This is a genomic window from Neobacillus vireti (genome assembly GCF_036962345.1).
In the GTDB taxonomy this organism is placed as follows: domain Bacteria; phylum Bacillota; class Bacilli; order Bacillales; family Cytobacillaceae; genus Neobacillus; species Neobacillus vireti_A.
In genome coordinates this window covers 92594-108599 of record NZ_JBALNB010000025.1, presented here as the reverse complement: position 1 = coordinate 108599, position 16006 = coordinate 92594, and the positions used below count along the sequence as shown (strand labels likewise).

16 protein-coding genes and 1 pseudogene are annotated in these 16006 nt (G+C 36.5%); 10 read left to right on the top strand and 7 right to left on the bottom strand.

The annotated features are described in order from the left end of the window. The first annotated feature begins 382 nt into the window (after nt 1–382). Nucleotides 383–562 (top strand): H-type small acid-soluble spore protein, encoded by a 180-nt coding sequence (locus tag V7108_RS25505; RefSeq protein ID WP_335515150.1) that lies wholly within the window; start codon nt 383–385, stop codon nt 560–562. A gap of 46 nt (nt 563–608) precedes the next feature. On the opposite strand, the gene V7108_RS25500 is transcribed toward V7108_RS25505, so the two are convergent. After that, nucleotides 609–761, bottom strand: a complete 153-nt coding sequence (locus V7108_RS25500; protein WP_335515147.1) for a hypothetical protein — start codon at nt 759–761, stop codon at nt 609–611. Nucleotides 762–816: 55 nt separating this feature from the next. Continuing rightward, nucleotides 817–1965, bottom strand: a complete 1149-nt coding sequence (locus tag V7108_RS25495) for an acyl-CoA dehydrogenase family protein (RefSeq protein ID WP_335569773.1) — start codon at nt 1963–1965, stop codon at nt 817–819. Between the two features lie 274 nt (nt 1966–2239). On the opposite strand from V7108_RS25495, the gene V7108_RS25490 reads away from it, so the two are divergent. Both V7108_RS25490 and V7108_RS25485 read left to right on the top strand, forming a co-directional pair. Continuing rightward, nucleotides 2240–3742, top strand: coding sequence for a nitrate/nitrite transporter (locus V7108_RS25490; protein ID WP_335569772.1), 1503 nt, complete (start codon nt 2240–2242; stop codon nt 3740–3742). 212 nt (nt 3743–3954) lie between these two features. After that, a complete protein-coding gene (locus V7108_RS25485; protein ID WP_335512893.1) occupies nt 3955–5256 on the top strand; it encodes an MFS transporter in 1302 nt (433 codons plus the stop codon). Nucleotides 5257–5751: 495 nt separating this feature from the next. Here V7108_RS25485 and fdhF read toward each other — a convergent pair whose 3' ends face one another. The 3 genes and pseudogenes from fdhF to V7108_RS25470 all read right to left on the bottom strand — a co-directional run bounded on the left by fdhF (nt 5752) and on the right by V7108_RS25470 (nt 10104). Next, nucleotides 5752–7671, bottom strand: a complete 1920-nt coding sequence (fdhF, locus tag V7108_RS26975; protein WP_420489221.1) for a formate dehydrogenase subunit alpha — start codon at nt 7669–7671, stop codon at nt 5752–5754. Then, nucleotides 7648–7809 (bottom strand): annotated as a pseudogene (locus V7108_RS26970) (hypothetical protein); the annotation flags it as partial. The gene fdhF and the pseudogene V7108_RS26970, both read right to left, overlap by 24 nt. Nucleotides 7810–7947: 138 nt before the next feature. Continuing rightward, nucleotides 7948–10104 (bottom strand): PAS domain S-box protein, encoded by a 2157-nt coding sequence (locus V7108_RS25470; RefSeq protein ID WP_335569771.1) that lies wholly within the window; start codon nt 10102–10104, stop codon nt 7948–7950. A 294-nt stretch (nt 10105–10398) separates the two neighbouring features. On the opposite strand from V7108_RS25470, the gene yhfH (V7108_RS25465) reads away from it, so the two are divergent. The 4 genes from yhfH (V7108_RS25465) to V7108_RS25450 all read left to right on the top strand — a co-directional run bounded on the left by yhfH (V7108_RS25465) (nt 10399) and on the right by V7108_RS25450 (nt 11331). Beyond that, a complete protein-coding gene (yhfH, locus tag V7108_RS25465; protein WP_335569770.1) occupies nt 10399–10533 on the top strand; it encodes a protein YhfH in 135 nt (44 codons plus the stop codon). Nucleotides 10534–10612: 79 nt separating this feature from the next. Further along, entirely contained in the window at nt 10613–10747 is a 135-nt protein-coding gene (yhfH, locus tag V7108_RS25460; RefSeq protein ID WP_335569769.1) for a protein YhfH, read from the top strand. Between the two features lie 142 nt (nt 10748–10889). Next, nucleotides 10890–11060, top strand: coding sequence for a hypothetical protein (locus tag V7108_RS25455; protein ID WP_335519865.1), 171 nt, complete (start codon nt 10890–10892; stop codon nt 11058–11060). A 19-nt stretch (nt 11061–11079) separates the two neighbouring features. Then, nucleotides 11080–11331, top strand: coding sequence for a transcriptional regulator SplA domain-containing protein (locus tag V7108_RS25450; protein WP_335519873.1), 252 nt, complete (start codon nt 11080–11082; stop codon nt 11329–11331). Between the two features lie 43 nt (nt 11332–11374). On the opposite strand, the gene V7108_RS25445 is transcribed toward V7108_RS25450, so the two are convergent. Further along, the gene (locus V7108_RS25445; RefSeq protein ID WP_335519871.1) at nt 11375–11560 is read right to left on the bottom strand and encodes a cold-inducible protein YdjO-related protein; all 186 of its coding nucleotides are present in this window, start codon (nt 11558–11560) and stop codon (nt 11375–11377) included. 99 nt (nt 11561–11659) lie between these two features. On the opposite strand from V7108_RS25445, the gene V7108_RS25440 reads away from it, so the two are divergent. Further along, entirely contained in the window at nt 11660–11794 is a 135-nt protein-coding gene (locus V7108_RS25440; RefSeq protein ID WP_335519862.1) for a hypothetical protein, read from the top strand. 25 nt (nt 11795–11819) lie between these two features. Here V7108_RS25440 and V7108_RS25435 read toward each other — a convergent pair whose 3' ends face one another. After that, on the bottom strand, nt 11820–13748 hold the full coding sequence (locus V7108_RS25435; RefSeq protein WP_335569768.1) for an endonuclease MutS2: 1929 nt from the start codon (nt 13746–13748) through the stop codon (nt 11820–11822). A 474-nt stretch (nt 13749–14222) separates the two neighbouring features. Here V7108_RS25435 and V7108_RS25430 point away from each other — a divergent pair, with 474 nt between their 5' ends. Both V7108_RS25430 and V7108_RS25425 read left to right on the top strand, forming a co-directional pair. Then, complete coding sequence (locus V7108_RS25430) at nt 14223–14924, top strand: Crp/Fnr family transcriptional regulator (RefSeq protein WP_335569767.1); 702 nt, start codon at nt 14223–14225, stop codon at nt 14922–14924. A gap of 89 nt (nt 14925–15013) precedes the next feature. Further along, nucleotides 15014–15613: an SCO family protein gene (locus V7108_RS25425; RefSeq protein WP_335569766.1), complete on the top strand. Its 600-nt coding sequence runs from the start codon at nt 15014–15016 to the stop codon at nt 15611–15613. Nucleotides 15614–16006 lie beyond the last annotated feature (393 nt).

Genomic DNA, 16006 nt, shown 5'->3' with positions numbered 1-16006 from the left:
AAAACAAAACCATTACCAGTAATACCCATTTCTTTTCGTCAATTTTCACTATATTTAGCTAGTAATCTTAGATTTTGCTAGCTTGGTCAAATTCATCAGAGCATACATGTTGCTAAAAAGTGGAATCTTAAAGAATAGAGTTTCTTTTATTTAAGACGAAGGGAACCCAAATTAGTTTCAATTTTTTTCGTTACTTATATCAAGTAATCATAAACATGAAATTTCGTGCAGGCAATATGCGTATAGTCTTATCTTTTACAGAATATAAAACAAGCTCCCCTTTTAGAACTACATATAATATAAGAAAGCGATTACAAAACAAACGAATGAAAAACAACCTGTTGGTAAAAATAAAACGACAATTTTATTAGGAGTGAAAAAAATGAATGTGAATCGTGTAAAGCAAATTCTTTCGTCCTCCGCTGATATCGAAGTCAAATATAATGGAGCTTCTGTCTGGATCGATCAATTAAATGAGGATGGAAGAACAGCTACTGTTCACCTAAGAGGACCTCTTGAGGAAAGAACAGTCGTTGAAATTGGAGAACTAAACGAAGATTAAAAAAATACCTCCACCTTTTCTCCTTAAGGTGGAGGTATTTTTTTGCCTATATCATGTCTTCGTTTTCTTTATTAATCTCTCTAGGCTGAGGCTTTACTTGTTGATCAAAACCTTTTCTTAGTACCTCTTTGGTATTTGTTCCCATGTCAACTCTAGTATCAGATTTAGGAAGCTGGCTCAATTCTTTACCTCTTGGCATTGTCTTCACCCCTTTATTGTTAAATTGTTCAGGGGGTGTAAGAACTATACAGGTTTTATACGTTTTGGATGGCGTGATTTGCGAGAACCTGGATCGTCATATCATCCATTGGCGGGTTATGTAGTCCCGCTCTTACATCCCGATAGTACCGCTGAAGAGGATTTTTCAAAGATAAGCTTCTTGCCCCTACTACTCTCATGGCCAAATCCACTACTGTGATCGCATTATTCGTAACCGTTAATTTGGCAGCTCCCAGGACAGGTCCCATTTCCCCTCTAGCCTGTTCATCTGAATTGTCCCATTGCTTTGCTACAGTATGTAAGAAATACTCAGACTCCATCAACTTCAATTCCATTTCCCCTATTTTTTGTCGGACGTTCGGAAGGTCAATAATCGTACCTTCTACACTATTCGGAGAGTATTCTAGAGCAAAGTTAATGGCATATTTCTTTGCTGCTTTCGCTATTCCAAGATAACAAGCTGGTATATGGAGAAGCCAGCCATTTGCTTTTTTCCCTTCCCTTACGACTTGCTCAATTAAGTACTCTTCTGGTATTGAAACATCACGGAGGATTAAATCATGGCTTCCTGTTCCTTTTAAGGCAATACTATCCCATGTCTCTTCAATCATTAACCCAATTGAAGATCTAGGAATGAGAAAGTTGCCAACCTGATCACTATCGTGAATAGAAGCACTGACAAGAAAATAATCTAGAACAGGAGCCATGGTCGTAAATGTTTTTCTTCCATTAATAATCCAGCGGTTTCCTTCTTTACGCGCATTTGTCTCAGGTCTGCCTCCACGGGTTGGGCTTCCGGTTCTTGGCTCGGTTGCCGCACTATTAATAAGGGAACCATTTTTAACATCTTCACAGATTTTTTTAAAGAGGTCCTCATTCCAAGAATTTTTTTCAGCTTGATTCTTTATTAAACCCATATGCCAGCCAATAGATAGGGCTGTTGAGCCATCTCCCTCAGCAATTTTTTCTTGAAACCGCAGCATTTCGACTAAGGAAATTTCTCTCCCGCCATACTTTTTTGGAACCGTTAATGCCGTATAACCTCTATCTTTTAGCTCTTGTATATTTTCAAAAGGGAAACCTCCCTCGATATCAGTTTGATGAGCTCTTGAAAAAAATCGTTGTGAAAGAATGTTCATTAAATTCAACTGTTCATCAAATGATTCAATTGCTTGAAAATTCATTGAAAACTCTTCCTTCCTTTTGAATAAATCTAAAATTTTTATTAGTAAATTAAATTACTATGATCATACACGATAAAGGGTTATCTTTCCATTTATTTAAGAAATGTTACAATATTTATAGTCATGTGTCTCATCTCACAGTTCGAGGACGGAATTTGTTATATACTACAATAAGAAAAATTTACCAAGGGTGTTTTCTAGCCAATAAAAATGTTCGGTTGTTTAGATTTATTCTGGAAATACTACACGTGTTGGAAATGAAGGGGGGATTGGAATGTCTAAAGGTGCAAAACAATTATATCTGCAGACTACAAGCCTTATTGCTGGTTTTATGGTTTGGGTACTTATTTCATCGCTTATGCCTTATATACAAGCAGATATTAAACTATCATCGACTCAAATTTCTTGGTCAACAGCTGTACCGGTTATCCTTGGATCTTTACTAAGAGTACCAATTGGCTATTGGACAAATCGGTTTGGTGCTCGTTCATTATTTACAATTAGTTTTATCCTCTTGTTACTTCCAATTGGAATCTTAAGCATTGCCAACTCTTTATTTATGTTACTTTTGGGCGGATTTATGCTCGGTATTGGCGGTGCTGTTTTTTCAATTGGTGTAACCTCATTGCCTAAATATTACCCAAAAGAAAAACATGGATTTATTAATGGGATTTATGGTGCAGGAAATATTGGTACAGCAATTACTTCTTTCTCTGCCCCGGTGCTTGCCAATGCATTTGGCTGGAGAACAACTATTCAAATATTTCTTATTGTCGTGTTAGTTTTTGCACTATTAAATTTCTTCTTTGGTGACAAAACAGAGAAAAGAGTTAATGTCTCATTAATGGATCAAATTAATGCAGTATATAAAAATCAAAAGTTATGGTTTTTAAGTTTATTTTATTTCATTACCTTTGGTTCTTTCGTAGCTTTCACTATTTATTTACCATCTTTCCTAGTTAACCATTTTGATTTAGAAAAGGTGGATGCTGGTTTGCGAACAGCCGGATTTATTGCCTTAGCCACGGTATTTCGACCGGTTGGTGGATGGCTCGGGGATAAGTTCAATCCTTTTCTTATTTTAGTAGGTGTATTCTCTGGACTTACTTTTGCCGGGTTCCTGTTGTCCTTTACCCCCTCTTTGCCTATTTATTCTTTTGGTTGTTTATTTGTAGCTATTTGTGCAGGGACTGGGAATGGGACCATCTTTAAATTAGTGCCCTTCTATTTTTCAAAGCAAGCAGGTATCGTTAATGGTATTGTGTCTGCAATGGGAGGGTTAGGAGGTTTCTTTCCACCAATCATTTTAACCATTTTCTTTAATTGGACCGGACATTATGCGATTGGTTTTATGGCACTGTCAGAATTTTCACTTGCAAGTACAATATTAGTAGTTTGGCTTTACTATCAAGAAAGGATTGAAATATCAGCAAAGGTTGTTGAACATGCTACGGATGGAATAACGATTACAGACAAAAATGGAATCATACAAAGTGTTAACCCTGCTTTTACAAAGATTACAGGGTATACAATGGAGGAAGTAGTCGGAAAGACGCCAAGTGTTCTGCAATCAGGAGAACATGATAATGCCTTTTATAAAAAAATGTGGGATAGCCTATTAAGTGTTGGCTACTGGGAAGGTTTTATTTGGAACAAACGAAAAAACCAAGAAATCTATCGGGAATGGTTAACCATCTCGGCCATCAAAGATGACAGCGGGGAAACAAAGAATTTTGTAGCCATGTTTCATGAGTCCGATGATGAAAGGAAATCATAAGCAGTCAGACCTTCTTCGGTAGGTCTATTTTTTTTGAAAAATTCGTTTATCTGATCCAAATATTACAACTTTTTGTCTTTTATCCTAAGTTCACAGTTCCTTCACCTTTTTTGTGACGTACGTCACAAAAATCATGTTATCATCTGGTTTATAGTGAAAACACAAACAATATCCACTTCGAAATATGGAGTGGATTTAAGGGAGAGATATAAATGGCGCGGATTAATTATTGGAATCCTGAAGATGAAAAGTTTTGGAAAACAGAAGGAAAGAAACACGCAAATCGAAATTTATGGATTTCTGTTCCTTCATTAATGCTTGCGTTTATTGTTTGGCAGATTTGGTCTGTGGTTGCAATAAGATTAAACGACATTGGCTTCGCTTTTACAGATGAACAATTATTCACATTAGCTGCGGTTCCTGGACTTGTTGGAGCAACCCTTCGATTTGTTTATACTTTCGCAGTCGGATCAATTGGCGGTAAAAACTGGACGGTCATATCAACGGGTGTTCTTGCGATTCCTGCTATCGGCATTGGGTTTGCGGTACAAAATCCTGATACTCCATTTTCGATTATGTTGTTGTTAGCTGCACTTTGTGGACTTGGAGGAGGTAACTTTTCTTCCTCTTCAGCAAATATTAGCTTTTTCTTCCCGAAAAAAGAAAAAGGAACAGCTTTAGGTATTAACGGTGGATTAGGAAACATGGGTGTTTCAGTGGTTCAATTTGTTACACCATTAATCGTTACAACTGGTGCATTCGCATTTGCCGGTAAAGGTCAAGTCTTAGCAAATGGTCAACAAATATGGATACAAAATGCAGCATTTATCTGGGTCATTCCGATTGTTTTCATGACATTGCTTGCTTACTTTAAAATGGATAATGTCCCAGGTGCTAAACAATCTGTTGCAGACCAGTTTGTTATTGTAAAACGTAAACATACTTGGATTATGACCGTACTTTATATTGCGACATTTGGTTCTTTCATTGGCTATTCAGCTGCATTCCCGCTTTTATTGAAATCACAGTTCCCTGAACATATTTCACTAGCATTCCTAGGTGCTCTTGTAGCGGCTGCTGCTAGACCTGTTGGCGGCTGGATGGCAGATAAGTTTGGCGGAGCAAGAGTAACAGCATATGTATTTATCATTATGACAATTGGTGCTTTTGGAGTTATTTACTTCTTAAATCTTAACCAGTTTGCTGGTTTCTTAGCTACCTTCTTGGTTCTATTCCTTGCGGCTGGTATTGGGTCTGGGTCAACCTTTCAAATGATTCCAACCATCTTTATTCCAAAAGAAGCTGCACCAGTAATTGGTTTTTCAGCAGCATTTGCAGCCTATGGTTCATTTTTAATTCCTAAGCTTTTTGGATGGTCCGTTGAAACATCTGGTTCTTATGTAACAGCATTCTATTTCTTTATTGGCTTTTACGTCATCTCTTTTGCACTTAACTATTTCTACTATCAAAGAAAAACAACAGCAGTTAAAGAAATGGTCAAACAAGCCGGGTAATCCCCGGCTTGTATTCAAACCCTAGATTTCACAAATGATATCTAGGGTTTGTTTATTGTTGAAACTTTGAATATGAATCATTAATTGAGGACAAATCACTTTGCCTGCTATAAGTGATTTGTCCTCAAGACCCCCTATTGAAGACAAATCACTTTGCCTGCTACGAGAGATTTGTACCCGAGACCCCTTATTGAGGACAAATCACTTTGCCTGCTATAAGTGATTTGTTCTCAAGACCCTTTATTGAGGACAAATCACTTTGCCTGCTATAAGTGATTTGTTCTCAAGACCCCTTATTAAGGACAAATCCCATTGCCTGCTTTAAGTGATTTGTTCTCAAGACCCCTTATTAAAGGACAAATCCCATTGCCTGCTATAAGTGATTTGTTCTCAAGACCCCTTATTAAAGGACAAATCACTTTGCCTGCTATAAGTAATTTGTCCTCAGGTGATTCAACACAAAAAAAGCGCGGAATCAAACTCCGCGCCAACCTTTTAAATCCGAGAGATTGCAACTGCACAGGCCTTGTATTCTGCTGTGCCAGAAATTGGATCATATTCGTTTAGGGTTAATACATTTGTTGGAGTTTCACTCCAGTGGAAACTCATGAAGACAAGCCCTGGAACAACTTGGTCAGTGATTTTCGCCTTAACCGTCAATTCTCCCCTACGAGATCGGACTTGAACGATTTCCCCATCTACAATACCTAGTGCAAGTGCATCGTCTGGATGAATATCCACTGTCTCTTCGGTTTGTTTCACCTTAACTCCCGCCGCATAGTAACGAGTTTGCGAATGTGTGTTATAGGACTCATATCGTCTTCCAGTCGTTAAAGTAAATGGATATTCCTTATCCGGAAGCTCTAGAGGCGGTGTAAAATCTACTGGGACAAATGGTGATTTTTTAACATCAGACTGCTTATTATGAAATCTCTCATGCATAATAAATGTACCTGGGTGATCCTCCGTTGGACATGGATAATGGATACTATATTCCTTTTCTAGTCTTTCGTAAGATATGCCTCCATACATCTCCCAAGCCAGTTTTCGTACCTCATTCCAAATTTCTTCACTGCTTGAATAGTTCATTGGATAACCCATCATCGTTGAAAGTTCACACAGAATAACCCAATCCTCTTTTACGTTAACTCCTGGCTCAACCGCCTTGCGGACTCTTTGAATTCTCCTGTCCGTATTCGTGTAGGTACCATCCACCTCTCCCCAAGAACAAGCTGGAAGAACCACATCTGCCATTTGAGCTGTTTCTGTTAGGAATATATCCTGCACAATTAGCAAATCAAGCTTTTTCATTAGCTCCTTGGTATGGTTCATATGAACATCTGCTAGTAATGGATTTTCTCCAATTATAAAGAGAGCTTTTAACTCACCATTTTCGAGCCTGTCAAATGTTCTCGTTTGTGTATCACCCGCATGTGGATTAAGCGTCACATTCCATTCTTTCTCATACCTGGCACGGAACTCATCGTTAGCTACACTCATTGCTCCTGCCAATTGATTCGGAAGACAGCCCATATCTCCAGCACCCTGAACATTATTTTGCCCGCGCAGCGGCATAATTCCAGTGCCTTCCCTGCCGATATTACCTGTCAATAAAGCTAGATTTGCAATATCAAATACGTTATTAACACCACAATGGTGCTCTGTAATCCCAAGAGTGTAAGCAATCATAGAACCACTTGCAGACGCATATTCCCTAGCGGTCTCGACAATATCCTCTGGATTCAGCCCCGTAATGGCAGCTGCATATTCAGGTGTGTACAGTTCTACCTGCTTCTTTAACGAATCAAAATCAATCGTAAATTGCTCAATAAAATCTTGGCTATATAAGTTTTCCTTAATAATCACCCGAAGGAATGCATTAATTAGAGCAATATCGGTACCGACATTAATTTGCAGATGACGGTGTGAAAATTTAACCATGTCAATTTTTCTTGGATCAATAACGATTACTTTAAGACCATTCTTAATCGCTTTCTTAATTCTATTTGCGATGATTGGATGTGCTTCAGTCGTGTTCGACCCCATTAGCAGCAATACTTCTGCTCGATCAAAATCCTCTAACGTATTGGTTGGGAAACCGCTTCCAAATACAGTTGCCAGACCGGCAACACTTGGTGCGTGTCACGTTCGGTTACATCCATCTATATTATTACTGCCTATTACAGTCCTCATGAACTTTTGTGTAATATAATTGGATTCATTGGTTGTTCTAGCACAGGCAAACATCGAAATTGCATTTGGACCCCATGTATCTCGAATGTTGGACAATTTATCTGCTATAAATTTGTAAGCCTCATCCCATGTTGTTTCTACTAATGTGCCTGATTTTCTAATAAGCGGATTAAATAATCGTTTGTTCGAATGAACATATTCATAAGCGAAAGCACCTTTCACGCAGGTTTGACCTTTGTTTACTGGTGCATCCTTGTCACCGCGAATTTTCGTTATGCGATTATCATTTACTTCGAGTACCAGGCCGCATCCTGTACCGCAATAACCACAAATGGTTTTGACTAAATTTGCTTCCCCCACATTTTCCCCTCCAGTTTAAAACATAATACTTATATAAACATATTAATCTATTCAAATGAAAAGTAGCTTTATTTTTTCAAAAATATTTGTCTATTCTTTGAACAGTAAAAAAGACGAAAGAGAAATCTTCCGTCTTGATCATGCTGGCTTTGCTGGTAAAAGAATATTAAAGGTAGTTCCTTTATTTGGCTCACTCTCAACAAAAACTTTACCATTATGATTTTCGATAATTTTAAAGCTGACCATTAACCCGAGCCCATTCCCATTTTTCTTCGTCGTATAAAATGGTTCACCCAGCTGTTTTAATTTATCTTTTGGAATCCCTACTCCGGTGTCCTGAATAGAGATTTGAACATTGTTATCATGAATCATTGTTTTCACATGTAACTCGCCGCCATTTGGCATGGCTTCGATACCGTTTTTAATAAAATTTAAAAACACTTGTTTCAAACGATTTTCGTCACATTCAATTTGAATAATCTCATGTGGACAATCAAATGAAAGTTTCACATGCTTCTTTCTTGCTTCAAATTCTAGCAGTGATACGACGTTTTTAATGACTGGAACCACATTCTTTTCTTCTAATTCAACCATCTTAGGTTTTGCCAATACCATGAAATCCTCAACAATCGTATTGACCCGTTCAATCTCATCAAGAATAATATTCATAAATTCTAAGCGTTCAGGGTCCTTCTCATCTAATGTAAGAAACTCCGCATAACCTTTCATAGATGTCAGTGGATTTCGAATTTCATGCGCCACACCTGCCGCTAATTGGCCAACCGCTGCCAGCTTATCTTGACGATGGAGAACTTCTTCTGCTCTCTTACGCTCTGTAATATCATTTCGAATGGCAACATATTGATATGGCTTCCCATTTTCATGCAGGAAAGGAACAATGGTCGTATCCACCCAATATAAGGTTCCATCCTTCGCTTTATTTCTTATTTCACCTTTCCAAACCTTACCTTCTCCAATCGTCTTCCATAAATCTTTGAAAAACAGTTTCGTTTGATGACCTGAGTTTAAAATATTATGGTCCTTCCCAATAAGTTCTTCTCGGCTATATTTAGAAATTTCGCAGAACTTGTCATTGACACTTGTAATCCTTCCTCTTGCGTCTGTAAAGGCAACAATCGTTGATTGGTCAAGTGCAAAGCGAATGTCTGTATTATCTTTTATTGATTCCTTTAAATGTTCTTCCGCTCTTTTACGATCTGAAATATCGGAACGAATCGCTACATATTGGTAAGGCCTTCCTTTTTTATTCAAGAAAGGGACAATTGTGGTATCCACCCAATAAAAAGAACCATCCTTTGCTTTATTTCTAATTTCCCCACGCCAATTCTTACCGGATTGTATTGTTGTCCACAAATCTTTAAAAAACTCTTTCGAGTGATATCCAGAATTCAACATCCTGTGGTTCTTTCCGATAATTTCCTCTTTTTTATACTTTGAAATTTCTTCAAACTTATCATTTACGAATATAATGTTTCCTTGTGGGTCGGTTATAGCAACAATGGTCGATGCATCCAATGCAGCTGTGATATCCCTTAAATTTGTATCAGATTCTGCTAACTGCTTACTAACTAAAGTACTAGAAGCAATTAATCCGCTGATAATCAAAACTGTCACAAGTAATACTAAATAAACTAGGAATGTATCTTCATTAATAGAACTATTTCCAGTATTAGCTGAGAGAATCGTAGATGCTCTTTTTAATAGAAAATGCCCTTCCGCAATGGCTGCGGATATAATAAGGGCACTAAGAGGTTTCAACCAAGTCTGATTTCCTTTTGAATACGTTTTTGAGGAAAAGAGAATCCATAAGGAAAATAAAAAAGAACCAAATAGAAGTAGTCCTGAAAACACAAAAAGCGGAACATTGTATGCGATCGATAAGTTCATTGCGTAAATACTTATGATATGAATAGCAAAAACAGCTGTTGTTAAAAAGAAACTTCCGAATAACAAATGAATCGTTTTAACCTCTCTGCCAAAAAAAGGAATGAACGCCATTCCTGAAAAGGCTATCCCGATTAGGATAGACAAAATCGTTAGAGGAATTTGGTAACTTGAAAATCGATTTATATCGGCTGCTATGAGTCCGATAAAATTCATCACCCATATTCCAACACCCAATGACAAAGCACCGCCAAGATATAGCATCCTCTTATTTTTTTTAACACTTTTTATCAATGTGAACATATCTAACCCTGTATATGACGCCATGATCGTTAAACCAACAGCGATGACAATTAAAAATGGATGTAATTCAGTAGATACTGTTTCCATTTACAGCATCCCCCCTTTTTCTAAATATCTAGCTACTATGATTGTAATGTAAACAGTTTAGAGAAGGAAGTGTTTTTGTTCACATAATTGTCGAATTTATATTCCATTAAAAGGCATTCATACATAATATGTTCCAAACTTGCACAAAATTAAAAAAACGTGATAAATGACTCATTTTTCAAAAAAAATAAATTATTTTTTAAAAAGGACTACACAAATCTATTTTTTTTGATTATACTGTACTACAACAGTACGAATTAAAATAAACTGTATTAAAAAAGGAGGAGATTTTTAATGTTAATGAACCCAGTTGAATTTTTCCGCACTTTACAGAAAAAGGAATGTCCAGAATGTGGGCAGCATATGGAAGAACAGGCTGAAAGCTACTTAATGGAATGTGACCGCTGTTTAGCAAAAAGAGAAGAATAAGAAGAAATATTTTTTTATTCAATGTGTACTATAACAAAACAAAATCTAATACACTGTATTAAAAAAGGAGGAGTTTTTAATGTTAATGAGTCCAGTTGAATTTTTCCGCAATTTGCCAGTAAAGCAATGCCCTGAGTGTGGTCAGCATATGGAAGAACAAGCAGAAAGCTACTTAATGGAATGTGACCGCTGTTTAGCAAATAAAGACGAATAGACATAGGATTTACACGCTCCCCAATGAATGGGGAGTTTTTTTGATTTAAGATAGGAAAATTATCCATGATTTTTACTATGAAAATTCAGGAAGGAATAAACCCTATTTATAAAGCAAATGCTTAGTAAAGGAGGTGTTTGTGATGGCAAAGGAAACTACTTCATCCAATAAGAAGCAAACATCCATTCATGGTGGGATCTATCCTTCACAAAAATATGTTCCAGGTGAATCCGTAGATGAACATAAGGATATTGAGGATGCAAACATCATGTTAACCGGAGATGAAATTCGTCAACAAAATGAAAATCTTTAATAGAGGAAGGTAAATGGATATGGATATGGTTGATATTTCGAGTGCTAAGCCTGGAGACGAAGTGTTTGTAATCTATCGTAATCCGCATGTGCCAACTGTAGCTAATATACGAGCAGCAGAAATTGTCGCTCATCCAAAGGATCCGAATGCCCTTGCACTTTTCTTGAATGAAACTTTTCATGTCATTGAAGATGATGACGCTCTGTTTCCTAGTTCTGAATCTGCACAAAAAGCATTCGATGGTCATTTTTTTGATTTTGGAGAAGAATAAAAGACTGTCATCCTTTTGACAGTCTTTTTGAATATTATCCTAATTAAATTTTCGGAAGCTCTCTTATTTCTGCAGCCATTTCGTTTCCACACATTGGGCAGAGCAAATCGTCTGTTACAAAATCTTTTCTCATCCAGCCAATGCAAGCATTATCCATACAGGAATAGATTTCGGTGTCAATCATGATTACTTCAAGTTCTTCATCCTTAGCCCTTTTACCGTAAAAAATGGGAACCGCCTCCTTTTTTTATAGTATGTACCAAAAATGTCCTTTTCATCGCTTAAAAACAATCTTTACCATAAACAAAAACAGGAAGGAATAATTAATATGAAACCAACAAGTAAAAAGTTTACTGCGGCCGGTACAGATATTGAAGAGGTAAAACGATTAAATAGCCAGTCTGGCTTAAGTTATAACCAGGTAAAACAACTACTTGCTGAAAAATATGCCAATAAAAGATAGCCTTCCGATTGGAAGGCTTCTTCATTTATGATTCCGTATAATCGATGACGACTTCACCATCATGCCTTTTGGAAAGTATATTACTTTTCTTCCGGTTTTCTTTTGATTGAAAGATGATATCGAAATCATAATCATCTGGGTAAAGTTCTTTAGCGGATATATAAAGCTGCATTCTTTTATGATTAACGGATATTTTTTCACCTTTCACCTGAACGGTGTAATTACCTTGTTTGTCAGGTCCACTAAACACAATACCAAATTCATTTGTTGGTGAAATTTTTATATTGTCACCTTGATTGAAAACAGGAATTTTGTCTTTAGGCATTGCAGATTTTTTTCGATTTTTATATTTATTAACAATTATTTGTTTTTCTAATTCTCTCTGTTTAAAGATATCTGTTTCCTGGTTATCATAGTTTTTTATTTCCTTATAGGTAACTTGATGGGCTCTTTCAATAATCTTTGGATGAATTCCTAGTTTTAAGGCAATGGCAAACGCCTGGCTCTCTCCTCCTTTACCAATCGTAAGGCGATAGGTCGGGCTTAACGTTTCTAAATCAAATTCCATGGACCCATTAATAAATCCCGGATGTTCTTCAGCAAACTCTTTTATTTCACTATAATGCGTAGTCGCCAGCAAAGTTGCTCCCTTGTTAAAGAGCTGCTCTAGAATGGCAGTTGCCAAGCCCATTCCTTCTCCTGGATCTGTTCCTGAACCAAGCTCATCTAATAAAACTAAAGTTTGATCATTTGTATCTTTAAGAATCTCAATGATATTCACGATCCTTGAACTGAACGTACTTAAATTTTCGGTTATACTTTGACCGTCACCAATATCAACGAGAATGCGCTGGAAGATACTAAGATTACTCTTTTCATCTGCAGGAATATGCAGGCCGTATTGGACCATTAGTGTCAAGAGAGCGACTGTTTTAATGGTAACTGTTTTCCCGCCAGTATTCGGACCTGTGATGACAAGCGCATTTTGCCCATCGTTCATCTCTACTGATAATGCTACTGCCTTATCGCCAAGCAGAGGGTGCTTTGCATGAATCAACTTAATATGTTGATCATTATTCACTTGAACTTTCACTCCATTAATCGACCTGCTATATTTAGCCTTTGCAAACAAAAAGTCATAATGGACCATTGTTTCAATCGCCAAACAAAGTTGCTGTTCTTTTTCTTCCACTAATCCTGTTAAGTAGCTCAACACCTTTTGGACTTCAACGTCTTCATCCGCTCGCAGCCATGTTAACTGTTCTTGATATTGGACTATTTCTTCCGGTTCAATAAATAATGTTGAACCAGAAGCGGAGGTATCTAGAACACTCCCTTTAATTTTACTTCTGTATTCCTTTTTAATCGGAATGACATATCTTCCATCTCTTTGGCTGACAACATTCTCTTGTAAATACGTTTTATACTTATTCGAGCGGATCAACTGCATCGTTTTTTCCTTCAGCCGTTCCTCATGTATGGCAATTTGCTTTCTGGTTTTCAATAATTCTTTTGAGGCATAATCATCAACCCTGCCGTTACGAATACAACGTATAATTTCACTTTCTAGCTCAGGCAATTCCTCAATCACTTCTACATATGAGGTAACCCTCGGCGCATAATACACTTTATCTTTCATAAACCTGCGCATTTTCCCACAACAATCTAGGAATTCATGAAGCTTTGATAATTGTTCTGGACGGAGTGCTGTACCTTTGTTTAATTTAGATAGAAGCTGCTCCATCCCACCCAACCCATGAACGGGTACGCTTGAACTTTTCGTGAGAATATCTACCGCTTCCGTTACTTCGGATAACCATGCTTCAATTTGTTTAACGTTTGTTGAGGGAGTAAGGTTATAAACTTTTTCTTTTCCTTCATTTGTTAATGCAAATTCAGCTATTCTCTTTTTGATTTCTTGAACTTCCAAAACTTTAAATGTATGTTGATTCAATCTTTTTCCCTCCAAATAAATAAAAATAGCCGCAATGAACAATGTCATTGCGGCTGCACAAAATAAACGAGAGTTGTTTGCTCGTTTCAAATACAAAATTTCCCCATAAAAAAAACTGTCTACAGGAATGTACACAGTTACATGGAAATAATGTATGCCTGGTATGCCCATTGTTCTTAACTTCATTCCAAATACAAACTCAAATAGACCTTCTTCCAAACGTAAATTTTGAAAAAGGCAAATGGAATGAAAATATCCAATTGATTGGATTAGTTAAGAACGACACCTAACATACAACATACTCCCTTTTTTTAGAAAAAATTAACTCTTTCTCAAGATACAATAAAGAGTAATTTTTGTCAAAATGAATACTCTATTTTATGCAAATTTCAAAAATGTGTAACATAATTGACCGTTTCTTGGTTTGTTCAGCAAGTATTATTAGAGTAGGTCAAATATTTTTAGGTGGTATTTATGATTGATACGCAAACAGAGCATGCTCTAACCAATGAATTAATTGAACTCTTACATTCATCAGGGAGAATAATTGAAATAAAAAAAGGGACATTTCTGTTCCAAGAAGGACAGGCTGCTTCAGAAATGTTTCTGATTCTCTCTGGAAGAATCCAAATTTCAAAGATGAATGCTGAAGGCCAAGAGTTATACCTCCGCCTATGCTCTCTGCATGACATCGTTGGAGAATTAACCCTTTTTACCGAAGATCCACGTTATATTTTCAACGCGAGAGTAATAGAAGACGGACATGTGGCTGGTATACAACTAGATTTACTTGAGAAAGCATTATTCCAGAACAGTAATCTCAGCTATCAGTTTATTAAATGGATGAACGATCATATTAGAAGGACCATGACTAAATTTCGAGATTTAGTGCTCTATGGAAAAAAAGGGGCTCTCTACTCTACATTAATTCGCCTCTCTAACAGCTACGGCCTCCCTCAAGAGGATGGTATTCATATCAATGTACCGATTACTACACAAGATTTAGCACACTTCTGCGCTACAGCCAGGGAAATCGTTAGTCGAATGCTGACAGTATTAAAAAACAAGAAAGTAATCTCAATGGATCATAAAAAAATCATCATACATAATCTTGACTATCTCAAAAAAGAAAATGATTGCGAAAATTGCCCAGCCTCCCAATGTACCATTGATTAAATGGGTTCATTTGCAATATGAATGTTCACGAAATATCCACATCTTTTTCATAAAAATTTCATTATCCTTTATAGCAGGAGGGAGAAATTATGAAAAAAATCTATCTTATATGTAGTTTAACTCTGTTCATCGGGATTACGGCAGGAATCTCGTTTTTTCTTATTCGGGATGCAAGTGCTAAAGTACCAGCCAATGTTACGTTAATCGATCAGAATGGTGAGGATTATAATTTCAGCGAAGATTCTAAACTAAAACTAATCGAATTTATTTATACCCATTGTCCGGATATCTGCCCTACCACTACTCAAAAAATGGTTCAATTAAAGGCCGATTTAGAAAAAAACAACGTGTATGGTAAAGATATTGAGTTTGTTACCATTACGATTGATCCTTACAGAGACACACCAGAAGTGCTGCTAAAATATATGAATGCTTTCCAAATCTCAAATAATAATCATTGGATTTTCCTTACTGGCGATCAGGAAAATATTAAAGCTGAACATGAAAAGATTAGAGAAATTGCGGACTCATTACAATTTCAATATAAAGACCCTGGTAATGGGCAATTTGTTCATACATCTTTTACCTATTTAATCGACGGAAACAATAAATTTATTTCCAAGTTTCCAATGGGAGAAGATTTTGACAAACAAGAAGTCTTTGAAGAGATCTTGGATGAAATTAAATAATTTGCAATAAAAAAGCGGTTAGTCCTTGGGATTAATCGCTTTTTAATACCTATTTAGTTCACGGATGAAGGATACTTTTTTATTTGTTGCAAAGATAATAGGTAGTTGGACTTTGGTTTTGTGAGACTTGCTTTTATTCCAGCCTGTTTTAACTTATTAACGAGTTCAGTAAGTTGCTTTTTCGACATACTACTTCTCACCCACTTTATTCCTTCAATACTTGTTTACCCAATTCTACAACAAAAGTATGAATAAAGTGTGAAAACTACGAAAAAAAATTAGAAAATTTTTCTTCAATTTGTTTAAATTTCTCCAACGTTTTTTTCTCATTCAACAAAGAATTCGCTCTTCACCCTTTTTAATGGTATAATTAATAGATATTTTGCTGTTGGA